Raw genomic sequence first — 24,963 nt, 5'->3', positions numbered from 1 at the left:
TACCCCACATTTCATGTGTGATCCCAAATGAAAGCTGAGTACGAGCAATGATATTTCCCGTCTAGGGGTGCCGGTTGTTTGCAAAAAATTAGCGCATGCAAGAGTCATTGTCTGTGCCATGTTCATGGTATGCTTCAATAGGGCTGAGGATTGCCTGAAGAAGAGATGTGATTGGGCAGGTTTCCTGTTTCCTCCCCTAAGTAAAGGAAACAGGAAACTTGAGGTGGGCCTTACCTATCCTCTCTAATCTTTTTTGCTAATTTGGAGACATACCCCTTGCTGAGGCCAAGTTTATCAGTAATGCCAGTTTGAGAGTAGCCTTCAGCTAGGAGCTTCCTTACCTTGGTCATGTTGGAATCTTCCAGGCTTTTTGTTTGCCATTCCTGTAAGCCATTATTGATAGTAAGTCTGGCTTCAAAGGGGCTTACACACTCGCCGGTCAGGTTCCGAGATTTTCGGAAGTGCACCTCAAGTAAGGCTCCCTGGTCAGGATTGTAATCAACCGGATTTTTAAGCTGGATAACAGTATCGAGAACATCCTCTTTCCGGCTTGTGCCCCGCTGATTTCCGGATTTTCCGTTATGATGAACCAGGAGAACCGCTCCTGCCTTCAGCTTTTTGGCGCAGAGCCCAGTCTTGCACAGTAAGCCATGAATCACCTTTATTTTGCCGAAGATGGTCAAGATGTGGGCTAAAATGGTGTCGGGTGGTAGACGAATGGTCATGGTTTGGCTCTCCTGTTGAGTAAGGTTGGTGGTGAAAGGAATTATGAGAATGAAATGGGCCTCATTGATTAATATATGTAGCGTTAACCCCTTATGATGAATGGATTTGACAGATGGAGTAAAACGGTGTTAGCGTAAACATCGTTTTGTGCGTGAAAAACGAATCTTCAATATACCGCAGTAGTCAAGATATGTGGGAAACAACTGGGTAGCCCACTGACATAATGGTACAATTAATGAGTGATAATTTTATCCATAAAAAGTCGCCATAAGGATTGGAGATTGTTTAAGAAAACTCTATCCGGGCAAGATATCCGCTCAAAATATATAACACCTGCAATTCTGCAATCCGGCTGGGATCTCCATACGCAAATTCGTGAAGAAATTACCTGTAACGATCTAACAACCTATTTTCCCCAGGGTATCAATAGTTATTACAGTGCTACAGTGGACACAGGTATGCTTATTACTCATTGGATTGGCTATGTCACAGTGACCGGTACTGGTGATGAGCATCATCATGCTTGTTGATTTCTAATAGTGTGGGGTATATGGTTGGGCATGATTATCGTGATGAAGCTCAAATCAATGATTGGCCAGAAGAATTTGATGAACTTAAAAGTGCGTTGGTACTATTGAAACCGTTTGACTTACGCTGGTTTTGAAAGATGGTTGATAGCTGCTCTGATATGTGCTTGGATCTTCTAAAGCTCGGTGGTCCGTTATCTGAAGTGTTGAATGCAATTTTTGACTCGGCATATAATGGCATAGTCGTTATCGACCGAGATGGCATTGTCCGAGTATATAACAAGAAGGCCAGGAGCATCTTTGGAGATAGTGACAGTCGACAAGTTGTTGGTATGCATATGGCAAAGCTCCGGCCGGAATCGTGGCCGGATTTGCAGCAGGTTATCAAAAGCGGGGTACCCCATATCGGGAAAAAAATCGAACTTGCCCAAGCCACAATCATAGCGAACCGAACACCCATTTACCACGATGGCCAGATTTTTGGGGTGATCTCGGTATTCCAGGATATCTCAGAATATGAAACTATCATATCTCAGTTGCAGACCTTTCAAGAGCTTAACAGGGAGCTTGCCGCAATTTTTGAATCATCCTATGACGGGCTGTATATAACTGATGGCAACGCAAATACTATCCGCGTCAACCGTGCTTATGAGCGGATTACCGGACTGGACCGAGAAGGCCTGATCGGCAGGAATATGAAAGATCTGGTCAATGAAGAGGTGTTTGATCATTCTGTAACCTTGGAGGTTTTAGAGAAAAAGCGTCCAATTACTATTATGCAGAAAGTCATGGGAGATAAGCAGGTAATTGTTACGGGAACTCCCATCTATGATGATAGTGATGGCATTGCCTTGGTGGTTACCAATGTCAGGGATATTACGGAACTTAATTCCTTGAGATTGGAGCTTGAGGAAAGTAAACAGATCAACAAACGCTATTTCCAGTTCATTCAGGAGCATGATGGAATAGAGCATGCCCTGAAGGAGATGGTGGTGAAAAGCCAGGCAATGGTTCGGGTGGTACGCTTGGCAGCCAAGGCTGCCAGGAGTAGTATCTCAGTGCTCCTGCTGGGCGAATCGGGCGTGGGAAAAAGCATGCTGGCCAAGATCATTCATCAGATGGGTCCGAGGAAAGATAAACCCTTTGTGAAGATTAACTGTGGCACTATCCCTGAGGCGCTGCTTGAAAGCGAATTGTTCGGATATGATAAGGGTGCGTTTACCGGGGCTCTTTCTGCCGGCAAGATTGGATTGATCGAGGCCGCAAACGAGGGCACGGTTTTTTTAGATGAAATCGGCGAACTCGTTCCTTCATTGCAGGTCAAGCTGCTGGAAGTCATTGAGGATAAGGCGTTTGTTCGGGTAGGGGCAACTCGCAGGACTAGGGTGGATATCAGCATTATTGCTGCCACAAGCCGGAACCTGAAGGATTTGATGGAGCAGGGAAGGTTTCGGGAGGATCTCTATTACCGCCTCAATGTTATTCCTATACATATTCCGCCGTTAAGAGAGCGAACCGATGACATAGGTTCACTTTCCTTTCATGTTCTTGACAACTTTAATCGTGCGAAAGGTTTGAACAAGCGTTTTTCTCCTGATGTTGTTGGCGCGCTCAAAGCCTACTCGTATCCGGGAAATGTTAGGGAGTTGATCAACATCGTAGAACGAATTATTGTCATGAGTGAGGGGGACCTTATTGGTATGTCTGATTTACCCTATGAATTCAAGTCTCCAGCCACATCGTTTCAGGACGTAATAGGAAGGGGGATGGATCTGAAAAAATCGCTAGAACAAGTTGAAGCCAGTATGATCGTAAATGCCCTGAAGGAAAGCCGTGGCTTGAAAAACGCGGCAGAACTCCTTGGCATCCATGCATCAACCTTGTGGCGTAAAATGGAGAAATACAACATTAACGGTTCCAACTAAATTACCCGCCTCGCATCCTCTCTGTCATTGCAAGACTGCAATAACTTGCAGTTCTGCAAAAAAATCCAAAACTAATTTTTGTATACAAATATCGATAGATACGAGATCCTAGCTGTCGATCAGTTTGCATTCCTGCAATAACCTTATGTAGTAGTTGTCTGGAATAGTAATCTTTGTAAAAGATTTTCCGGTTTTTTGCATGATCTCTAGATGGGGAGTTTTACAAGTCAATCTCTTATTTCCGGGCAGTTGTTCGTGACTTTGGCAAACATTGTTTTGATATATGGCCTAATGCTTGCTTAGTTAAGGAGTGACGTGAACGATGCTGACGGTTTGTGCCAACCCAATTTAAGCAAGGAGGACATTGAAATGCAAAAGAAAATTGTAACCCTGCTTCTGTTAACAATTGTGGCGTTTGTGCTAGCCCCTATGGCTGCTTTAAGCGCCGACAAGGTTATCAAAATCGGTGCCATGTATCCCATGACCGGCCGTGCTGGTTTATATGGAAAGGATTCTGTTGCTGCTGCTGAAATGGCTATTGATGAAATCAATGGCAAAGGGGGAGTGAACGGCTACAAGATCGAGGCATACTTTACCGATAGTAAAGCAAAACCTGCGTATGCCGTTCGGGTTGCGAAGCGGTATATTACCGACGAGGAGGTTGATTTTCTTTTCGGTGTTGTCAGCTCTGGTGTTGGGTTGGCAGTTACCGAAGTTTCAGCGCAGAATAAAGTCATCTTTGTCGGAACTGATCATGCTTCCACCAGGCTGACCGTTGACAATTTCCAACCGTACTATTTTCGGGTTTCCAACAACACCTTTCAGTCTATGGCTGCTGGGGCACTTTACCTCAAGGAACTGAAGAAAACCAGGCCGTGGAGTACCATTGCTTTTATTGGTCCTGATTATGCCTATGGGCATAGCCAGTGGGACGAGGTTAAGTACAACCTTGACCGTTATGGCGTTGAATATAAAGTTGTTGGAGAATACTGGCCGAAGATTTTTGCTCCTGATTATACCCCGTTTATCACGTCTCTCCTCAAGGATAAACCCGATGTCCTGATTTCCGGCTTCTGGGGCGGTGACACTGTTGCCTTTATCAAACAGGCCCAAGCTTATGGGATTTTCAACAAAACTCTTTATTTCCACCCTGATGCCGGTGGCAACTATGAGCTGATGAGTGCCATGGGTGATGAGCTGCCTTCCGGCCTGATCCTTTCAGCACGCCACCACAACAACTGGCCTGCTACCGAATTGAATAGGAACTTTGTTCAGGAATTCAAAAGACGGACAGGGCGTTATCCAACGTACGCCGCTGAAGGAGCCTATGCTGGTATCTACGTCATTGCCCAGGCTGTTGAAAAGGTTGGCAACCCTGACGATACTGAGGCCTTGATCAAGGCTATGGAAGGCATGAAGATCAAGCTTCCCGAAGATCCAGATGGATTCACCTCTTATATTCGCCCGGAAACCCACCAGATCGTTCAGAGTCAGGCTATTGGTACGGTTGTGAAAAATAGCGATTTTCCACCGGCTACCCGCATGCTTGGTGACTGGAAGGTGTACCCTGGCGAAGATCTGATTCCTCCGGTTGAGTATATCAACAATAAACGCAAGCAATAGTTTGACTTCACAGCGGATCGGTGCCTGGTTTTTGGGTGCCGGTCCGCCTTCAGGTATTGTATATGGATCTTCCGTTTTTCATTACGCAGTTTATCAGTGGTCTGACTATGGCAACCTTGCTGTTTCTGGTTGCCAGTGGCCTCACCTTGATTTTTGGTGTGGGACAGGTATTCAATTTTGCCCATGGTTCCTTTTACATGATCGGGGCATACCTGGGGTATCAGGTAGTCAGTGTATGGGGCGTAAACTTCTGGTTCGGTCTTTTGCTGGCGGCACTGGGCGCTGGAATCTGTGGCATGCTTGCGGAATCATTGTTTCTGCGTCGTATCTACGGGCGTTCGAGTGAAGGTGGATTCCAGATACTGCTGACCTATTGTTTGATTCTCATTATCGATGATCTTGTTAAGCTCGTTTGGGGCGCTGAATACAAATCGTTGCCAAGACCTGACGGTTTCGTCGGACCAGCAATTATTGGCGATCTCTATATTCCATCTTATAATTTGCTGATTATTGCTATCGGCTTGGTACTGGTCGTCGGTGCTTGGTGGATTTTGAAATATACGCGCCCGGGGCGCATTGCCAGGGCTTCGGCTGTTGATCGGGAAATGCTCGGTGTACTGGGAGTGAACGTACCTTTGACCATGACTATGGTCTTTGGCATAGCCACGGCTTTGGGGGGTATGGCCGGTGCTTTGGCTGCTCCTCTTCGAACGGTGACGCCCGGAGCCGGAATCGAGGTGATTATTGACTCGTTGATCGTGGTAGTTCTTGGTGGCATGGGCAACTTTTGGGGGGCATGGTTAGGAGCTCTTCTGATTGGAGAGGTCAATGCGTTTGCTGTAGCTTTTGTTCCCAAATGGGCAAGTCTTTTCAGTTTTCTCGTGATGGTCATTGTCCTGATTTTCAAGCCTGAGGGGCTTTTTGCACCTCGTAAAATCAGGAAGGTGTGAATATGCAATTCAAGAAAACCGCATTTCTATGGACTTGCTTCATTTTGGCCTTTGCCCTGGTGCCAGTGTTCATGAGGTCCAGCTACCATCTTAATCTGGCCAGCCATATCCTGATCTGGGGGCTTTTTGCCATGGCATTCAACATGCTGTGGGGCGTTACTGGCATGCTTTCATTTGGCCAGGCGCTTTACTACGGTCTTGGGGGCTATAGCGTCGGCCTGATGGTTAAATATCTGGGGAGTGGATGGTATCTGCCGGCCATGGGTCTTGGGCTTGTTGTATCGGCCGTCTTGTCCCTCTTGCTTGGCCTGTTGGTTATCCGTGTCGGAGGGGTTTATTTCACCATGCTTACGTTGGCTTTCGGCCAGCTTGCCTGGCAGATTACCTTCAAATGGTATAATTTTACCGGTGGGGATGATGGCATTGTCGGCATCATGCCACCGGAATTCCTGCAGAACCAAACTGTTTATTATTATTTTATCCTTGCTGTTGTAATGGCTTCGATCTGGTTTTTGAAACGGGTGACCTTTTCCCCCTTTGGGTTGCTGCTTCGCTGCATACAGGAAAATCCGGAGCGGGTACGTTTTATTGGACGCAGTGTGAAGCGGAACCAGCTTCGGATTTATGTCATCTCATCGGTATTTGCCACTCTCGCAGGTGCCTTGATGGTGGGGGTAGATAACTCGATTCATACGGATATGCTTTATTGGACAACTTCAGGTGAAGTAATCCTGATGTCGGTTCTTGGTGGGTTGAGCCAGTTTTTCGGGCCCTTTATCGGTGCGTTTTCAATCATTGCCATTGAGGATATTGTCGGTGCGCATACGGAGTACTGGTCGATCATCATCGGGTCGCTGATTCTGTTTATGGTGATTGTCTTTCCCAAGGGGATTGTCGGAGAACTCAGGAATATCCGGGGGCGTTTCAAGCCCCAACATGATGAGGAGCAATAATATTGGAACCCATTCTACGGCTCAAGTCGGTTAATAAGGCGTTCGGCGGACTGAAAGTGACAAATGATGTTAACTTTTCGATCCGGCCTGGTGAGATATCAGCGATTATTGGTCCCAACGGGGCGGGTAAAACCACCCTTTTCAACCAGATAACTGGTTTCCAGACGCCAGATAGCGGGGAAATCATCTTTGCAGGGCAGAATATTGTTGGCAAAACCTCCCAGGATGTTGTCGTTATGGGTATCGGACGGGCCTTCCAGATTGCCTCCTTGTTTCCGGACCAGACGGTGTTGGACAATGTCAAGATTGCTTGTCTTTCGCATTCCAGCAATACCGGTCACATATTGAGGTCCCGTGCAGAATTTCAACAGGATGAGAAAGATGCCATGAGCATCCTTGAAAGTCTTGGCATTGATAGCCAGGCTCATCGGCTGGCCTATGAACTGGCTCATGGTGACCAGAAGCTTCTGGATATTGGTATCGCCTTGGCGTTGCGACCCCGACTTCTTCTTCTTGATGAGCCGACAGCAGGAATGTCTCCTGAGGAAAGGGAGGTTACCAGGAGTTTGATAAAAAAACTCTGGAAGGAGTTCGACCTCACCCTGGTGTTTATCGAACATGATATGGATATGGTGTTCGGGATTGCCGAAACTGTCCGTGTGCTCCAGCAGGGAGCACTCCTTGCGGAAGGAACGCCGGATGAAATCCGCAACAACAGGGAAGTAGTGACTGCCTACCTGGGAGAATAATGATGAGTAGTTTCATTCTCGAAGCAAAGGGGCTGAACACCTTTTATGACCGGAGTAAAATTCTTTTTGATGTGGACCTGCATGTTGTTCCTGGAGAAGTAGTTTGCCTGATGGGCAGGAACGGTATGGGTAAAACTACTACGTTTCGTTCCCTGATGGGTCTGACTCCACCTAAAACCGGACAGGTGATTTTCAAGGGGCGCGATGTTACCCGTTTCCCATCGTACAAGATGGCTCGCCTTGGTTTGGGCTATGTACCAGAGGATCGCCGCATTCTGGGCCCTTTTACCGTCCGCGAAAATCTCGAGCTTGGCCGGATACCTGGCCGTGGTGGCAAATGGAATACGACTACTGTCATTGATGCATTTCCAGTTCTTGGTGAGATGACCAGCCGTTTGGGGGGTACTCTTTCTGGTGGTGAGCAGCAGATGCTGACCATTGCCAGGGCCCTGATGGGCAACCCTGATCTTCTTTTGCTTGATGAACCCACGGAAGGGCTTTCCCCGGTGATTGTCCATGATTTGAAAGAACTTGTTCTGAAGCTGAAGGATGCAGGGACAACCATTCTGCTGTCTGAACAGAACGTCAAGTTCACCAAGGCTGTCAGCGACCGGGTGGTTGTTATCGACAAGGGACATGTGGTGTATGAAGGCTTGATTGATGAATTTGAAGGTGAAAAGGAAATACAAAAAAAATACCTGGCTGTTTAGAAACCTGCTTTTAAAGATAACCTGCTGGCATCGAAGTGCAAAACTTGTGGCAGCGATTATAAATTTTGAGTAGGTGGAGAGGATGTCGCATTATGAAAACCATTCATATGTTTCAAACTACTCCCAGAATTATTATGGGACCGGGGGCTGTTGCTGGAATCGTCGATGAAGTCAGGAGGTTTGCAGCACAAAAAGTGCTGATTGTAACTGACCCCGGGATTGTCAAGGCAGGGATCATCGATAAGGTTGAAAGTATTCTGAGTAAGGCAGGTGTTGTATTTTCACGCTTTCAGGATATTGAGCCCGATCCCAGGCTTGAGATTGCCGAAGCTGCAGCCCAGTTTGCCCGTCATGAAGGTGTTGATCTTATCATTGGCGTGGGCGGTGGGTCATCCATCGATATCGCCAAAATTACGGCCATTCTGGTAACCAATGACCAAAAACTGTCGTCTCTGGTTGGCATTGATCTTATCCCGTTACCGGGACTGAAAACTATCATCATACCCACCACTGCTGGTACCGGCAGTGAAGTAACCCCGATTGTTATCCTTTCCGATGAAGATGAACAGCTGAAGAAAGGTGTTGTTAGTCCTTATCTTTTTCCGAATACCGCTATTCTTGATCCAGAACTGACTGCTGGTATGCCACCTGCTGTGACCGCTGCTACCGGCATGGATGCCCTGATTCATGCAATTGAGGCATATACTTCCAAAAATGCCTGGCCTATGACCGATATGTTGGCTCTGGAAGCGATTAAAAAAATCCATAAAAATCTTCGTGCTGCTTGTACTAACGGTTCTGACCTTGCAGCCCGGGCTGCCATGCTTGAAGGCAGCATGCTTGCCGGCATGGCTTTCGCCAATGCCGGTGTGACAGCGGTTCATGCATTTGCCTATCCCATTGGCGCAACGTTCCATATCCCCCATGGCGTAGCAAACAGCATCATGCTGATTCCGGTGATGGAGTTCAACATGAGCGCAAACTTGGAGAAGTTTGCCGATATTGCCGCTTGCCTGGGGGTAGATACCAAGGGCTTGGGTCTTCAGGAGGCTTGCCTTAAGGGGATTGCGGCGGTCAGAAGTCTGGCTGAGGATGTCAATGTACCATCACGCCTGTTGCCGTTTGGGATTGAAAAGGCCGATATCCCGGCGCTCGCTGAAGGTGTGCTGAAAGTTACCAGGCTCCTGGCCAACAACCCCAGGGATCTCAGTAAACAGGATGCAGAAAGGATTTATCTCAGCGTCCTTTAGGCTTGATTTAACACCGGGGAGGATTGTGTATGCTAGGCTATTACAACATGATCGTACGCATTGATGTTACCGAGCGGTCTTTTGTTCTTGAGCCTGTGTCTGACGAGATCCTGGCTTCAAGGATGGGCGGCAAGGGGTTGGGCGCTCATCTGTTGCTTGATCATAATCCTCCAGGAGTAGCCCCTTTGTCGCCTGAGAACCTGCTGATATTTGCAGGTGGGGCAGCTACCGGGACGGCTGTCTGGGGTTCGTGCCGGTATGGGGTGTTTACCAAGTCACCGCAGACGGGTTTTTTTTCGGAATCATACTCCGGAGGCACGGTAGCGGAGTATCTGGCGGCTACCGGATTTGACGCGATTGCCGTTCGCGGGTCGTCAGAGACACCTTTGTGGATTGAAATATCGGAAGATGCGGTTTACTTTCATGATGCAACTGATCTGTGGGGGCTTTCAACATACGAAACTGAGGACCGGGTTAAAGCGTGGCTGGCAGAAAATCGGACAGGTGGAAAAAACAGCGGGGTTATTACCATTGGTCCTGCCGGAGAAAACAAAGTCTCTTTTGCAGTGATTGAAAATGATTACTGGAGAAGTGCCGGGAGAACCGGGGTCGGGGCGGTAATGGGTTCAAAGGGCATCAAAGCGGTGGCTTTCAGGGGGAACCGGCAAAAGGAAATAGCTGCTCCTGAGGCAGTCAAGTCTTTCGCCAAGAAAATGGCCCTGCTTTCCAGAACTGATGCAGGAGTGAAAGCGTATAAAACGAATGGCACCCCCATGCTTGTTGATATCATGAACAACGTCGGGGGATTCCCGAGCCGCTATTGGCATGAAGGGGTTGTAACCCACCGGGAGCAAATCAACGCCGCCGCCCTTCACTCACGCTGTGAAGTGAAATCTCATGCCTGTCTCAAGTGCTACATGGCGTGTGGCAGGCTTTCAACGGTCAAGGCAGGCCGTCACAAGGGGCTTACCATTGAAGGCCCGGAGTATGAAACTATTTATGCTTTCGGGGGACTGTGTGAAGTTGATTCTATTGAGGAAATAGCCTATTTGAACGACCTCTGTGACAGTTTGGGTATGGATACCATCACGGCGGGGAATCTGGTTGGCCTGACAATTGAAGCTGGCCGCCAGGGAAAAATAAGCAGATGCGTGGACTACGGTGAGGTCGATAACATTGCCCGGTTGTTACAAGATATTGCCTACCGTAGGGGGATGGGAGAAATCCTTGCGCGGGGCATTATTGCCGCGGCGAAGGAATTCAATATGGAAGATCAGGCTATTCACGTCAAAGGCCTGGAACCTGCAGGGTATGATCCTCGCGTTCTGAAGGGGATGGGCTTGGCGTACGGTACTTCTCCGCGGGGAGCTTGCCATCTTCGGGCAACCTTTTACAAGCCGGAGCTGTCCAATATGATCGACCCTGAACAAATTGAAGGTAAGGCGGCAATGTTTGTCGAATGGGAAGATCGCTTGACTTTTTTTGATACACTCATTCTTTGTCGTTTTTATCGAGACCAGTATCAATGGGAAGAGTTGGCGGAAATGGTTAAGGGACTTACAGGACAGGAATTTGATAAGCAGAGAATGAGTGATATCGCAAGGACAGTTTCAGATGATGTACGCCGGTTTAATATCAGGGAAGGTCTGACTTCTGCCGATGACCAGCTTCCCAAACGATTTCATAGTGAAGCGTTGCCGGAAACCCAAAAAATTATCACCGAGAAGCAGATGAGCTTTTTGCTCAAAGACTATTATAAGGCAAGGGGCTGGGATGAAGACGGCAGGCCATTCGGCTAGGGTGAGTTTTATAGCCAAATTCACTAACCCCTTTGCAGCGTGCTGCTTGGTTGCCCGGTTATCTTTGGAGGGCTGGAAGTTTTTATTTTACCACTCCATGCCTGAAGATTCTACCCGGATATTCTCAATACGTTTAAATTTTATGCCAAAAAATACTTGATTTTATTTTTTTTGCATTTTATTATGTAAAAATTACTTTCGCTATGCGAAAATTAGTGGCTAATGGAGTGTTCCATGACTGACGGATTCCAATCCCGTTATTTTATTAATTCCCTTGCCAGGGGACTATCTGTCCTTACTGTTCTGGCCGATGCCGGGGAAGCCGTAAACCTCAGTTTTATTGCCGATGAGTTGAAAATCTCCATGGCCACGGCGTTTCGCTTCATGTATACCCTTGAGGCGTTGGGCTATGTTGAGCGTGATCCTGAAAGTCGAACATATCAGCTAACCCCTAAGATTTTGTCCTTGGGGCACAACTTTTTCAGCTCTTCCAACCTCTGGCAGACTGCCCACCCCTACCTGCTCAAAGCTTGCCGGGAGCATGGCGAAACATTCAACCTTGCGGTGCTGGATGATACTCAGATTCTCTACATCGACCGGGTTAAGACGCAGAAAATTCTGGATATTAATCTTGAAATAGGTTCAAAGCTACCGGCTTACTGTACTTCCATGGGGAGAGTGATGCTGGCTGCACTGCCGACAGACGATGCTCGTGAGCGTCTGCTGCGATCAAAGCGGGAACAGCTGACGGCGACGACCATCATCTCGTTGGAATCATTGCTGGACATCCTTGACGTTGTTCGTCGGCAGGGTTATGCCATTAATAACGGTGAGATGGCCCCAGAGCTGCGGTCGGTTGCTGCTCCTGTGCGCAATGGGGAGGGGAAGGTGGTTGCTGCCGCTAATATTGCGGTCAATGCCAGCCAGTATGATGAGGAACGTTTGTTTCACTATGCTGTGCCGGCTGTTGTCAAAGTTGCGAATATAATTTCACTGGCATTGGGCTATCAACAGCCAAGGAGTGGCACGTGACGTCATCACATGTTTTTCTGCGCCGTTGGGACAAGCCCTTGCCAACGGCGATCAGGGGTTCCGGCGTCTGGCTTGAGGATGCCGCCGGTAAGCGGTATCTGGATGCCTGCGGTGGTCCCATCTGCGTCAATCTTGGTCATGGGCGTGGAGAGATTGTCGAGGCAATGAGTTCGCAGGCCAGTATCCTTGGTTATGCCCATCCAACCATGTTTGCCGTTCCGGCGGTTGACCATCTGGCTGACCGGCTGGCACAGGTTGCACCGCCGAATATAGACCGCTTTTATTTTTTATCAAGCGGTTCCGAAGCGGTGGAGGCGGCCATCAAGTTTGCCCGCCAGTTCCACCTGGCTGCCGGCCGGCAGGGACGCTATCGTGTTGTGTCCCGATGGCAGTCATATCATGGCTGTACTCTTGGGGCTCTTTCGGCAACCGGCAAGCCGGGAATGCGAAAACCATTTACCCCGCTTCTTCCACCTCATGCCATCCATATTCCGCCACCCTATTGCCTGCGCTGCCACTACAATTTAACCTATCCAACCTGTGGCCTGCGCTGCGCTCATGCTCTGGAGGAAATCATCAACCTCGAGGGTCCGGAAACCATTGCTGCATTTATCGCCGAGCCGGTATGCGGGGCGACGTTGGCTGCTGTTGTGCCGCCACAGGAGTACTGCCAAGTGGTGCGTGATATTTGCTGCCACCACGATATCCTGTTCATCCTGGATGAAGTGATGACCGGTATGGGGCGTACCGGTACCTGGTTTGCCGCCCAGCACTATGATATACAGCCTGATATTATCGTTCTTGGCAAAGGGCTTGGCGGTGGCTATCTGCCGCTGTCGGCCATTGGCTGTCGGGAAGGTCAGGTGAAATTGGTGGTGGATGTGTTTGGTGGTTTTACGCATGGGCACACCTTTTCCCATCATCCTGTGGCAGCGGCTGCCGGGATTGCGGTGATGGATATCATTGAGCAGGAGCAACTGCTGACCCGAGTTCAAAGGATGGGACAGCTGCTTGGTGAGCTGTTGGCGCCTCTTACTGCTCACCGCCATGTTGCTGATGTGCGTGGCATGGGTCTGATGTGGGGAATTGAGTTTGTTGCTGACCGGAAAACCCTGACCCCCTTCAGCCGGAGTGAGAAGGTGACCGAACGGTTGTTCGACGCCCTGATGGCGGCGGGTGTGCTGGTTTATAAATGCGCCGGGGTTGCCGGCCAGGATGGTGATGCAATCATGGTGGGTCCGCCGTTTATCATTTCCGAAGAGGAACTGATGCTGCTGGTCTGTACCTTGCGGGAGGTGCTGGAAGAATTTTTTTGAGAAGATTTCCCGTTCTGTAGAGTTGAAATAGCCATTGGCTTTTTGTTGCGGGTCGTGACGTTGGCTCGTTTTTCGTAACCTGTTGTCTGTAAGGAGGAGGAAAAGAAATGAAAAAGCGCCTGGCAAGTATGATTTTTGTAATGCTGTTGATTTTCCTGGGCAGCTTCGGTCTCGCCGCCGCTGAGACGGTGAAGATCGGGGTTGTCGGCCCGCGGACCGGAACGGCGGCGGCTACCGGGAAATCATTTACCGAGGGCATTAAATTGGCAACTGACTATGTCAACGCCCATGGCGGGGTGTTGGGCAAGCAACTGGAAGTTGTTTTTGAAGATACTGCCGGTTCTCCGGACAAGGCGGCTTCCGGCTTCGAACGCCTGGTAACCCGTGACAACGTTGTTGTGGTTCTCGGAGAGAGTCATTCGTCGGCGGCGCTGGCTGAGATTGAGGTGGCAAATCGTCTCAAGGTGCCGTTTATCGTTGCTGAAGCGTGGGCTGACCCGATTACTGCCAAGAATTATAAATATGTCTTTCGTGCCGGTCCTTCAAATTCCGGGGTGGTCAATGAGACCATAGCCCAATGGGTTGTTCACGAAGGCTTCAAGAAAGCTTACATCGTTGCGGAAAATACCGACTGGGGGCTTGGCATTGGCAAGCTGTGTGAAGCGGCTTTAAACGCCGCCGGAGTCGCCAACCAGACGGTGGTAACAGAACGGAAGGGTCAGGATCATTATACGGAATTGGCAAAAATAAAAGCCTTTAACCCGGATGTTATTCTGGCTTTTGTCTATGGCACCGGGCTGCATTATTTTGTCGCCCAGGCAGGTGAGATGCAGTTGTCGCCGCATGCCATTATCCTGGACGGCGCCGGGCCACCGAGTCTCTGGCCTGATTTTTGGAACAACGTAGGCGACTACGGCAATCTGGAATGCCTGGTGTCTTCAATGCACAAGGATGTTGAACTGACTCAGTTGGCAACCTTGTTCCGCCAGAATTATGAGAAAGAGTTCGGTACGGCACCTACTGACTACAAGTCCCGCTCAATTTTTGATGCGGTACTTATTGCGGCCGATGCCATTAATCGGGCCGGGACAACAAATGCTGATGCCCTGGTGGATGCCCTTGAAAAGACCAGCCTGACTGTTACCCGTGGACAGGTTTCTTTCGGAACGACCAAGGGTGGACCTGAATATCACCAGTGGATGCCGCCCATGCTGGTTATTCAATGGCAGGATAAAAACCAGGTGGTGCTTTATCCGCTGGCCGGCGCAACCGGATCCCTGAAGCGCAAGTAGTTTTTCCTTCACAACCGAACCGAGGGCCGGGAAGAGAGGCAAACTCTCTTCCCGGCATCTTCTTAGGGTAGTCCATGTTTCCTCTTGCCTTGACGAACGGCCTGGTCATCGGCATTATTTATGCCCTGGCTGCATTGGGTGTCTCCCTTGTTGTCGGCATCATGAATGTGGTCAATTTCGCCCACGGTGAATTGTACATCCTTGCCGGCTATTTCAGTTATCTTTTTGCCGACACCCTGGGGATGCACTACTTGGCGGCGATGCTTGCGGCTGTTGGCCTGGTGTTTCTCCTGGGGATGGTCATTGAGGTTCTCCTGATCAGGAAAACCTATGGCAACGACCTCTATTCGCTGATTCTGACGTTCATCCTGTCAATTGTTTTGCAGAATGCTTATCTGCTGATTTTTGGTCCCTATCCTAACAAGCCGCCTAACTGGCTGAAGGGGGCGACCAATGTTTTTGGTCTGTTCTACTATGGCAACCAGCGTCTGGCTGCCTGTGGTGCCGGTCTAGTGGTGATTGCCATCGTTTACCTGATGCTGAAAAAAACCTGGTTTGGCCGCATGCTCAGGGCAACCAGTCAGGACAGGGAAGTTGCCGAGCTGAACGGTGTCAACACGACGGCTCTCAATATGCTCAGTTTTGGTTTTGGTTGTGCTTTGGCGGCGGCTGCCGGAGTCATCCTGAGCCCGATCTTTCCCGTTACCCCCACCGGCGGCGTAGCCGTCGCCCTGACGGCTTTTGTGGTTGTTGTTCTCGGGGGCATGGGGTCGTTCTGGGGGTGTGTGGTTGGTGGTTTGGTTATCGGTCTGGTTGAAAATTTTGGTGCTGCGTACATCTCTTCCGGTTACCGGCACGTGTTCGGTTTCATCATCCTGATTGTTGTCCTGCTTGTCCGGCCGGCGGGGCTGTTTGGTAATCGGGAATTGTGATCTGCACTGAGGTTTCTAGCGGCAGGTATTCCTGTTCTGTTATGGAGTAGGTGTGTGAAGAATACGAAAGTAATCCTGGCGTGCATGACGGTCGTTCTGCTCGGGCTTCTGCCGCAGGGCTTGAATGTCTACCAACAGCATGTCATGATTGTCAGCCTATTTTATGTCATGATGGCTGCCAGTTGGAACCTGCTGGCCGGTTATACCGGGCAGGTGTCCTTTGCCCATGCGGCCTTTGCCGGGATTGGCGCCTACACGTCGGGTATCCTGGCGGTGAAATTGGGTCTGTCGCCCTGGCTCGGTATTCCCCTGGGGGTGCTGTGCGCTGCCCTTGTAGGTTTCGGGGTGGGCCTGCTCTGTCTGAAAATGGGTGGCATCTATCTATCGCTGACGACCCTCGGAGTTTCCGAGATATTCCATATCATCATCAATAACGAATACGAGATAACTCGTGGTACTATGGGGCTGCAGATTCCCGGGTTGCTGACAGAGTACTCGAAAACGGGTTACTACTACATCATGCTGATGGCAGCCATCATTTCCCTCGCAGTGATTTACCTGATGATTCACTCCAACCTGGGGCTTAATTTCCGGGCGGTACAGAACGATGAAAAAGCCGCTTCCTCCCTTGGGGTTGATGTCATCCGCATCAGGGTGCTGGCCTTTACGGTCTCCAGCGCCCTTGCCGGCCTGGCGGGCGGTGTGTATGGCCACTATCTCTTGCTGATAACGCCGGAAATTCCCTCCCTCGACCAGCAGTTTCTGGTTCTTTCAATGACCATCATCGGGGGCATGGGATCATTTTTGGGGCCGATTATTGGTGCTTTTACTCTGGAAATATTATCGGAATACATTCGCAGCTATGGTGAATACCACGTGCTGGCCTTTGGTTTAGTTGCCCTAACTATGGCCCGGTTTGCCCCCAATGGTGTTGTTGGTCTGGCGCGTGCCGGCTGGGCAAAAATATCTGCCCCCTAAGGGGGACGGTTGCACGTTTGAAGAGGCAAGGCGAGGAGTGCATGCTGAAAGGCTATGGATTATGTAAAAACTTTGGTGGTGTCGCGGCCCTGAACCACGTTGATATCAGTCTTGAGAAGGGTTCCCTTGTCGGGTTGATCGGGCCGAACGGGGCTGGAAAAACCACCCTGTTCAATGCCATTGCCGGGGCCTTTCCCCTGTCGTCGGGAACCTTGGAGTTCAACGGCCAGCCCCTTCGTGGTCGCAGCGCCAATGAGATTTGTCGACTGGGCATCGCCAGGACATTCCAGGTGCCGCGCCCCTTTGCCGAGATGACCTGCCTGGAGAATGTTCTGGTCCCCCTGGTGAACCGGCCCCTCGGCGGCGACCGGAGTGTTCTGCTGGAAGAAGCTCGGGAAGCGTTGGCGTTCGTCGGCCTTGACCATCGTGACAATACCCCGGCCAAGGAGCTGAATTTGGTGGAAAAGAAACAGCTGGAAATGGCCCGGGCGCTTTCCACCAACCCAAAGCTCTTGCTCCTCGATGAAGTTCTCGGCGGACTCAATACCCAGGAGATTGGTGCAGCGGTGGAGTTGATTGCTAGTCTGTCCCAAGGCCGGGGTATTACCGTACTCTGGATCGAGCACGTGATGGGGGCGATCATGGGGGCGGCGGAGCGCGTTATTGTTCTTGATCAGGGGGAAAAACTGATGGAGGGAACTCCGGAAGAGGTGGCGCATGATCCGCGGGTCATCCATGCTTATCTGGGAACATAGGTGTCGATAGTCATGCTGGAAATTGCGGGGGTAGATGTCTTTCGTGGTGAGACGCAGGTCTTGTGGGATATTTCGCTGACCGTTGAAAAGGGTGAACGAGTGGCGATTCTCGGTAGCAATGGTGCGGGAAAATCAACCTTGCTGGCGGCAATCATGGGGATGCTGAAGCCATCCGCCGGTTCGATTCTGTTCCATGGCCTGCCCATTGTCGGCAGCCGGCCGTTCGAGAACACCCGCCGGGGGCTTGCCTTGGTGCCTGAGGGCCGGCGGGTCTACAAGGAGATGTCGGTTGGCGAAAACCTGAAGATGGGTGCCTACCCCAAGCGGGGCAGGCGCAGGATGGCGGAAACCATGGAAGAGGTGGTCAGCTTGTTTCCGATTCTTGCTGAGCGGCGGGATCAGCTGGCCGGCACCCTGTCCGGTGGTGAACAGCAGATGTTGGCCATCGGCCGGGCATTGATGGGTCGCCCGGAGTTGCTGCTCATCGACGAGTTGTCCCTGGGCTTGGCCCCAGTGGTGACCAAGGAAATATTTCGTGTGCTGATGCAGTTGGCAGAAGCTGTTACCATCCTCATGGTAGAGCAGAATGTTGAGCAGGCGCTGAAACATTCGCAGCGGGCGTATGTTTTGGAAAGCGGTCGGGTTGTTCGGGAAGGTGAGTCGCTGGTTTTGGCGGAGGACCAGGGGATCCGTCGGGCATATCTGGGAATGTGACAATCTGAGAGAGGAGGACGTGCGGTGGCTGGATGGATTGGCACCATGTTGCGGGTTAATCTCAGGCAGGGGACAGTTGCTTTTGAATCTCTCGAAGAAAGACGGATGAGGGATTTTATCGGCGGTCGCGGCGTGGGGGTCAGCTATATGCTTGATGAGGTGGATCCTAGCTGCGATCCTCTCGGCTCGAAAAACAAGCTGATCATGATGACCGGGCCCCTGTCCGGTACCGCGGCACCCACCGGAGCCCGCTACATGGTGATGACCAAGTCGCCGTTGACCGGAGCGATTACCTGTTCCAATGCTGGCGGCCATTTCCCGGCGATGATGAAAAAAGCCGGTATCGACGGGATTATCATTGAAGAATCGTCATCGTCGCCAGTCTACCTGTGGGTCGCTGACGGTCGGGCCGAATTGCGGTCTGCCGACCACCTGTGGGGCAAAAACGTTCATGAAACTGATGACCTCCTGAAAAAGGAGACCCATCCTGAGGCACGAACCGCCTGCATCGGTCCTGCAGGCGAGCGGCAGGTGCTGTTTGCGGCGATCATGAATGACCGCGATCGTGCCGCTGGCCGTTCCGGGGTCGGTGCGGTGCTCGGCGCCAAGAAACTTAAGGGGGTGGTGATCTATGGTACTGGTGATGTCCCTTTGGACGACCAGGAGCTTTTTACATCGTTAGCCAGGGGGTTTCTTGATAAATTCCGTGATTCCTGCAAGGGAGAAGTCCCTGGCCTGCGTCAGTACGGGACGGCTAAAACGATCACCGGCACCCAGGGTATTGGTGTCCTGCCAACCCGGAACTTCCAGCAGGGGAGGTTTGAGCATTGGCAGCATATCGGCGGCGAAGCCCTCACTGAACAGTTTTTGGTGAAGGCGAAGGCCTGCTACAGCTGTCCCATTGCCTGCGGCCGGGTTACCCGGATTGCCGATGGGCCTTTTGCCGGTGAAGGTGAAGGCCCTGAGTATGAAACGATCTACGCTTTGGGGAGCAACTGTGGTATAGGTGATCTGGGGGCAATTACCAAGGCGAACTATATCTGCAATGAGATGGGGATGGATACGATCTCCATGGGTTCGACCATTGCCTGTGCCATGGAGATGTATGAAAAGGGAATCTTGTCAGCGGCAGAGATCGGCCGGCCGTTGCCTTTTGGTGATGCTGAAGCAGTGGTTGACCTCTGCCGGCAGACGGCGCTGCGGGAAGGGTTTGGCGACCGTCTTGCTGCCGGCAGTTTGCGCCTGGCCCGCTCCTGTGGCCATGAAGAACTGGCGATCGTTGCTAAGGGGCAGGAGTTTGCCGGTTATGATCCCCGGGGTGAAAAGGGTATGGGGCTGGCGTATGCCACTTCCAATATTGGTGCCAGTCACATGCGCGGGGATCCTGCTTATATCGAGATCCTGGGGGTTCCCATGCTTGTCGATCCCCTCAGCTGGGAGGATAAGCCGCAGCTGGTCAAGGATTGGCAGGACGTTTTTGCGGTGATAGATGCCGCCGGCTTATGTGTTTTCTTTTCGGTGCGTAACTATGTGACGCAAACCCGAGACATTCGGCCGGAAGGTATCCTTGAGCTGTTGAATGCGGCAACCGGAGCCGGTTATACCATGAGCTCCCTGATGCAGTGTGGCGAGCGGATCGTCAATGCCGAACGGCTGTTTCTGGTGGGTGCCGGGTTTGATGCCAAGGATGACAGGCTGCCGATTCGCATTGTCAAGGAGCCGCTCCCCGATGGACCGGCGCAAGGGCAGGTATGCGAGCTAGAGCGGATGCTGCCGCTTTATTACAGCCTGCGCGGCTGGACGGCTGACGGGATTCCACAGGCGAAAACACTGGAGCAGTTGCGGCTTGGGCAGCATTCACCTGTCTGGAAATAAGATGCTAAAACAAAACATAATGTTGCTCTTAGGTGATAATACGTGGAAAAACTGATTGTTACGGTGGCGCCTACGGGTTCGCTGCCGAAAAAGAAACATAACCCGGCTGTACCCATTACTCCCCGGGAGATTATCGAGGAAGGTGTGCGTTGTGAGGCAGCCGGAGCGGCAATCTTCCACTTACATGTTCGCAATCCAGTGGATGAGTCGCCCTCGCCGGATTTTGAGTTGTTTGCCGAGGCTTATGAAGGGCTGCGGGAAAAAACGAATCTGATTGTCCAGATTTCAACCGGCGGTCGGGCCGGGATGGACTATGAGCAACGTGCCCGGCGTTTGCAGCTACGGCCGGAGATGGCAAGTCTGACCACCGGCTCGGTCAACTTTCCCGACAGTGTCTATGAGAATAGTCCGGCGCTGATAGACTTGTTGGCTAAAGAGATGCAAGCACTGGGAATAAAGCCGGAAATGGAGATTTTTGATACCAGTATGATCAGCAATGCAGTGGATCTTCATCGTCGTGGTCTGGTTGTTGGCCCCCTGCATTTTGATTTTGTCATGGGTTTGAAAGGTGCGATTCCGGCGACGATAGAGAACCTTATCCATCTGCGCCAGCAGATCCCCGGTGATGCCACGTGGAGTGCCGCTGGCGTCGGCCCGGCTCAACTGCCCATGAACCTTCACGCTGTGCTTATGGGGGGGCATGCACGAGTCGGCTTGGAGGATAACATCTATTTTCGTAAAGGTGAGCTCGCAACGAATGTCAAGCTCATAGAACGGGTGGTTGTCATAAGTCAAATGGTTGGGAGGGAAGTGGCAAGCCCCAATGAAGCTCGTCGGATTTTGCAGCTTTAGTTTCTTGAAAGCCTAGCTCACTACGAAGCGTTAGGAAGCCCAAAACCAGATTTGTCAGGAACAGCTTTTCCAGACCCAGAAGATGGAGTCGATCGGCAATCTGGCCGGCGGCATCGCCCACGATTTCAACAACATCCTCACCGCCATCAATGGCTACGCCCAGATGGTCCAGCTAGCTGGCTACACGTTATTGAGGCTGAGCATGGTCTGGATTCCCTGGAACAGGCCAGAAGCTATCAGGAAACCATTGATCTTCTGTCTACCGACGCCGTGATGCCGATCATGGGCGGCAAGGAGCTGAGTGAACAGATCAAGGGTATCTATCCCGCCATCCCGATCCTCTTTTCCTCCGGCTATATGGACAACGGTATCCATCAGGATATCATTAACCTGGGTGGGGACCGCTTTATCAATAAGCCCTGCAGCATCCAGGATGTCACGGCCAGGATTCGGCGGCTACTGGATGAAAAGAAATCATGAGGATTACCATCGTGAATGTGACGTGAGGTTTCACTATCATCACCGCTCTTTAATATTGCCACGGCGAAGCTCACGTAAAGCCGTGCTGATCCCGTGTTAAGATGTTCTGCGAACATCTTAACTTCAAGATGAGAAGGCTGCATATAGAGTTTCCTCAGAAACCCGCCACTTTTAAACCCGTGGCATATTGCCAAAAGTCATAACCGGCGAGGTGAATACCCTCACCAGACGATTGACATAAAGAAAATGATCTTTGACAACAGAATATGAGTGTGAAAGGGTGTTTTTAAACGGCGCAAAAAAAGTGCCGGCCAGCACCAGCAGATTCATGACCAGGGAGATGCTGCGAATCCAGGCTTCGGAAGTAGCCTTTGTCCGGGCACGGATATAGTTCAAACGGTAACCATTCTTGCCTTGACCGAATATGGGTATCCGTTCCTGGCATTCGGCCCGTCTGCGACGGGCCTCTGCCCGCAGGTGTTGACAATTTTCATTTGTTTCCTTCTTTGGACGACCCAGTGATTTGCCGGCAAACCTGATGCTGCGATCAGCCAGATATTTGCGGTTTGCCCGGGAACCATAAAGGGTGTCGACAATGATCACTTCAGGGTAGTGGCCGTGACGGCCTTTGTAACATTCCACCTGGACTGGCAGATCATGGCCTTCATGAAAGGATTCCCATCCCAGATGGTCAATGTGAGCTAATCGTTTGTCGGTCAAACTGACGCTTAGTTTGGCGCTAAATTCCACTTTTTTGCCGGCTTTGCCCCGGATAATAGGACGTACATGGGGCTGACTGATACTGACGATGCGATGGTCACAGCGTTGTGAACGAGTTTGGTACATCTCCTCTTGCTGCTGGTAAACATGTTGAATAATTCCGTATTGCCGTCTTTGATGAACGGTCAAGGCGGTGCTTTCATCAGCAACGAGATCCAGAAGCATGTCAATGTGACTCAGGTTTCGTTTCAGGGACTGCAGTTGGGCGGATTGCCCGACGACGTTTGTTGACGTTAGGTTTACGCTGTTTTGCCAAGCCCAGAAATGCTTTACGGGCTTTTCAGCGATAGGTTCTGGGTTTCTTCTGCAAGCCGCTGAGTGGATACAGAGCATCGATAAGTTCTTCACTGATCTGGCGGGCTTCATTGAGCAAACCCAGATCAGTTGGAAACCGGATCGCCTGCTCCGCGACGGTGGCATCGACAATCAGTTTGCCACAGTGTGTCTTGTCCTTTGCACAAGGCTTTTCCCGGCCATTTTCAGCATCCTTGGTACAGGCAGGGCTTTCGGGAGGATCTTTCTTATCATCTGCCTTCTTCCTTGCCCTGCTGTTCAGCCTGTTGACAATCGCCTGGTTGAACCGGTCGAAAACCTGGTCTCGGATATCGACAAAGAGTGGAGGGGCAAATGGCGGCTCGGTTTGAGGCCAACAAAGTATTGAAGATATGGGTTCTCTCGGATCTGTTCGATGGTCTCCTCATCACCAAGGCAGAGCTTGTGCTTGATAATGGCGGCCCCGACAATCTTGCATTCTTGGCTGGACGGCCCATGCCGGAACTCATATTCTGATAGTAAGCGTCGGCAAACACATCCCAGGGGATAACCTCGCAGAGTTTGATCCAACGGTTTTCCTTATCCAGGGAAACACCGAAGAATTGCTCGAAGCCGGGCAGGCACGGCTGCCCCTGTTTGTCGTAGCAAATCATAAGTGCAAGCCTTTTGGGTGAATTGGGTGATTTTCTTTGCACTTATGTAGCATAAAATCATCTTTTAGTCAGTATTATCAGGAAGTTATTCTTTCTGAGGAGACTCTAATTATTCAACTTTTTGAATATGGTTTTGCAGAACCTCGATTATTTGAAGAGCAACCAGAAACTTATCCCTTTTGGTCCAGAATCTTTCGGACCACTCCCGCAAGCTCTTTCATTTTAACCGGCTTCATCAGATATCTCCGTACCCCTGTTGCATTGCTCCTCATTTCTGATTCTAATCCACTGTATCCGCTACAGATGATGATCGGCGTATCAGGATTGAGGGTATGAATTCTTTCCGACAATTCCGTTCCCATCATCCCCGGCATCGTCTGGTCAGTGATCACCAGGGAAAATTCCCCCATCTGTTTCTCAAACAGTTCCAAAGCCGCTGCACCAGAGTTGCATGAGGTTACTTTATAACCTAAGGTTTTCAAAATTTCCTGGACAATCTCGGCAACAATCTCCTCGTCATCCACCACCAAAATATGTTCGCTTCCCCGGCAAAAAGTTTCATCACTGACAATCTCTGACGGTTCTTCTTCTCCTTGGGCTATCGGCAAATAGAGGTGAAAAGTGGTACCCTTGCCTGGCTTGCTGTCAACCTGGATAGCCCCCCCGTAACTCTTGATAATCCCATGGACAACAGCTAATCCCAAACCAGTGCCTTTTGTTTTTTCTTTGGTGGTAAAATAGGGCTCGAATATTCGGGCAACCTCTTTGGGGGTCATTCCCACGCCAGTATCAGCCACTGAAAGCTTGGCTACTCTTTTCCCAGCTGGAAAAGTACCTCCAAAGTCCTGGTCCGTGGGGGAATCCACCTCTAATAATTGAATGCTAATAGTACCCTTGCCATCCTCCATTGCATGATAGGCATTAGTGAAGAGATTTATCAGCACTTGAGTTACCTGAGTGGTATCAACTGACATCAGGCCGCAGTTTTCATCTATCTTCTGCCTTATTTGGATAGTCGACGGCAAAGTTGCCTGCAGCAATTTCATCGTTTCGCTGATTATCGGCTGCAGTTGCTGTCTTTTGCGATCCTGTTTTTCTCCCCGGCTGAAAGTGAGAATCTGCTGTACTAATTCTTTGGAGTGGGTTGCCGCTATATATGCTTTTTCAAGATTTTTGCGGTTTTTATCCGACGCCGGGAATTGCATCATCGTCAGTTCAATATATCCCAGAATTGGTACCAGCAGATTATTAAAATCATGGGCTATTCCACCGGCCAAGGTACCGATTGCCTCCATTTTCTGGGCTTGACGGAGGTTGTTCATCAGCTGCTGACGTTCCTCAATATTGCGGTAACGGTTGATTGCCAGGGCATAAAGAGCAGCCAGCCGGCTCACAACCATAAGATCGTGATCGCTATAGTTTTTCTCCGGATTAGCTAAAGCGATCTGGCCAACCAGCTTATCAGTATATTTGACGGGAACTGACAAAAAGCACTTAATGGGAATGTGTCCCTCAGGCAGTCCTGAGAAGGAGAGATGATCCTCCGGCAGATTAGTAAAAAAAGGCTCTCCCGTGTTCAGTGCATGACCCCATAACAACGGGTAAGTGCCATCGGGAAGGGGTGCAAAAACCGTTTTCTTGCTCTCCTCCCCCAGTAAACACATTGTCGACTCCATCTTTGCAAAGGTCAAAACAAATAAGTGACCCGTTGACGGATCAATTATGCCAGTGTATGGGGTGGACCCCATTGTTTGGACAGCCTGAGAATGTGAATAAGCTCTGAAAAAGTTTATAGAGGAGGCTTCAGGCTGCCTCTGGG

General features: G+C 50.5%; 23 protein-coding genes. 19 read left to right on the top strand and 4 right to left on the bottom strand.

Annotated features, from left to right (window positions below; genetic code table 11):
- Positions 1–230: 230 nt before the first annotated feature.
- Positions 231–725: a hypothetical protein gene (locus tag JXO50_12250; protein ID MBN2333860.1), complete on the bottom strand. Its 495-nt coding sequence runs from the start codon at positions 723–725 to the stop codon at positions 231–233.
- Between the two features lie 282 nt (positions 726–1,007).
- Between JXO50_12250 and JXO50_12245 the strand changes: the two genes are divergently transcribed.
- The 19 genes from JXO50_12245 (at position 1,008) to JXO50_12155 (ending at position 21,438) form a co-directional block, all read left to right on the top strand.
- A complete protein-coding gene (locus tag JXO50_12245) occupies positions 1,008–1,256 on the top strand; it encodes a hypothetical protein (GenBank protein MBN2333859.1) in 249 nt (82 codons plus the stop codon).
- 137 nt (positions 1,257–1,393) lie between these two features.
- Positions 1,394–3,178, top strand: a complete 1,785-nt coding sequence (locus JXO50_12240; GenBank protein MBN2333858.1) for a sigma 54-interacting transcriptional regulator — start codon at positions 1,394–1,396, stop codon at positions 3,176–3,178.
- 369 nt (positions 3,179–3,547) lie between these two features.
- Entirely contained in the window at positions 3,548–4,801 is a 1,254-nt protein-coding gene (locus JXO50_12235; protein ID MBN2333857.1) for an ABC transporter substrate-binding protein, read from the top strand.
- A 62-nt stretch (positions 4,802–4,863) separates the two neighbouring features.
- Positions 4,864–5,751, top strand: coding sequence for a branched-chain amino acid ABC transporter permease (locus JXO50_12230; GenBank protein ID MBN2333856.1), 888 nt, complete (start codon positions 4,864–4,866; stop codon positions 5,749–5,751).
- A 71-nt stretch (positions 5,752–5,822) separates the two neighbouring features.
- A complete protein-coding gene (locus JXO50_12225; GenBank protein ID MBN2333855.1) occupies positions 5,823–6,704 on the top strand; it encodes a branched-chain amino acid ABC transporter permease in 882 nt (293 codons plus the stop codon).
- An 11-nt stretch (positions 6,705–6,715) separates the two neighbouring features.
- Complete coding sequence (locus tag JXO50_12220; protein ID MBN2333854.1) at positions 6,716–7,453, top strand: ABC transporter ATP-binding protein; 738 nt, start codon at positions 6,716–6,718, stop codon at positions 7,451–7,453.
- A 2-nt stretch (positions 7,454–7,455) separates the two neighbouring features.
- Entirely contained in the window at positions 7,456–8,163 is a 708-nt protein-coding gene (locus JXO50_12215; GenBank protein MBN2333853.1) for an ABC transporter ATP-binding protein, read from the top strand.
- 92 nt (positions 8,164–8,255) lie between these two features.
- On the top strand, positions 8,256–9,413 hold the full coding sequence (locus JXO50_12210; GenBank protein MBN2333852.1) for an iron-containing alcohol dehydrogenase: 1,158 nt from the start codon (positions 8,256–8,258) through the stop codon (positions 9,411–9,413).
- Positions 9,414–9,442: 29 nt separating this feature from the next.
- Positions 9,443–11,212, top strand: a complete 1,770-nt coding sequence (locus tag JXO50_12205) for an aldehyde ferredoxin oxidoreductase family protein (GenBank protein MBN2333851.1) — start codon at positions 9,443–9,445, stop codon at positions 11,210–11,212.
- A 234-nt stretch (positions 11,213–11,446) separates the two neighbouring features.
- Positions 11,447–12,244: an IclR family transcriptional regulator gene (locus tag JXO50_12200; GenBank protein ID MBN2333850.1), complete on the top strand. Its 798-nt coding sequence runs from the start codon at positions 11,447–11,449 to the stop codon at positions 12,242–12,244.
- A complete protein-coding gene (locus JXO50_12195; protein ID MBN2333849.1) occupies positions 12,241–13,560 on the top strand; it encodes an aspartate aminotransferase family protein in 1,320 nt (439 codons plus the stop codon). The genes JXO50_12200 and JXO50_12195 overlap by 4 nt, the downstream gene beginning before the upstream one ends.
- Positions 13,561–13,667: 107 nt before the next feature.
- Positions 13,668–14,852, top strand: a complete 1,185-nt coding sequence (locus tag JXO50_12190) for an ABC transporter substrate-binding protein (GenBank protein ID MBN2333848.1) — start codon at positions 13,668–13,670, stop codon at positions 14,850–14,852.
- 74 nt (positions 14,853–14,926) lie between these two features.
- Positions 14,927–15,784 carry a branched-chain amino acid ABC transporter permease gene (locus tag JXO50_12185; protein MBN2333847.1) on the top strand — a complete coding sequence of 286 codons (858 nt, stop codon included), beginning with the start codon at positions 14,927–14,929 and terminating at the stop codon, positions 15,782–15,784.
- Between the two features lie 84 nt (positions 15,785–15,868).
- Complete coding sequence (locus JXO50_12180; protein ID MBN2333846.1) at positions 15,869–16,762, top strand: branched-chain amino acid ABC transporter permease; 894 nt, start codon at positions 15,869–15,871, stop codon at positions 16,760–16,762.
- A 41-nt stretch (positions 16,763–16,803) separates the two neighbouring features.
- Positions 16,804–17,517 (top strand): ABC transporter ATP-binding protein, encoded by a 714-nt coding sequence (locus JXO50_12175; GenBank protein ID MBN2333845.1) that lies wholly within the window; start codon positions 16,804–16,806, stop codon positions 17,515–17,517.
- 12 nt (positions 17,518–17,529) lie between these two features.
- Positions 17,530–18,231, top strand: coding sequence for an ABC transporter ATP-binding protein (locus JXO50_12170; protein ID MBN2333844.1), 702 nt, complete (start codon positions 17,530–17,532; stop codon positions 18,229–18,231).
- A gap of 24 nt (positions 18,232–18,255) precedes the next feature.
- On the top strand, positions 18,256–20,106 hold the full coding sequence (locus tag JXO50_12165) for an aldehyde ferredoxin oxidoreductase family protein (protein MBN2333843.1): 1,851 nt from the start codon (positions 18,256–18,258) through the stop codon (positions 20,104–20,106).
- Positions 20,107–20,148: 42 nt separating this feature from the next.
- Positions 20,149–20,958 carry a 3-keto-5-aminohexanoate cleavage protein gene (locus JXO50_12160; protein ID MBN2333842.1) on the top strand — a complete coding sequence of 270 codons (810 nt, stop codon included), beginning with the start codon at positions 20,149–20,151 and terminating at the stop codon, positions 20,956–20,958.
- 51 nt (positions 20,959–21,009) lie between these two features.
- A complete protein-coding gene (locus tag JXO50_12155) occupies positions 21,010–21,438 on the top strand; it encodes a response regulator (protein ID MBN2333841.1) in 429 nt (142 codons plus the stop codon).
- A 171-nt stretch (positions 21,439–21,609) separates the two neighbouring features.
- Here JXO50_12155 and JXO50_12150 read toward each other — a convergent pair whose 3' ends face one another.
- The 3 genes from JXO50_12150 to JXO50_12140 all read right to left on the bottom strand — a co-directional run.
- Positions 21,610–22,284: a transposase gene (locus JXO50_12150; GenBank protein MBN2333840.1), complete on the bottom strand. Its 675-nt coding sequence runs from the start codon at positions 22,282–22,284 to the stop codon at positions 21,610–21,612.
- 486 nt (positions 22,285–22,770) lie between these two features.
- Positions 22,771–23,061, bottom strand: a complete 291-nt coding sequence (locus JXO50_12145; GenBank protein MBN2333839.1) for a transposase — start codon at positions 23,059–23,061, stop codon at positions 22,771–22,773.
- A gap of 253 nt (positions 23,062–23,314) precedes the next feature.
- On the bottom strand, positions 23,315–24,963 hold a 1,649-nt coding region (locus tag JXO50_12140), incomplete at its 5' end, for a response regulator (protein ID MBN2333838.1).

Origin of the sequence: Candidatus Anaeroferrophillus wilburensis (assembly GCA_016934315.1) — a bacterium.
In the GTDB taxonomy this organism is placed as follows: Bacteria; Desulfobacterota; Anaeroferrophillalia; order Anaeroferrophillales; family Anaeroferrophillaceae; genus Anaeroferrophillus; species Anaeroferrophillus wilburensis.
Note: the sequence above shows the minus strand (reverse complement) of the source record. Positions and strands in the feature narration are given on the sequence as shown.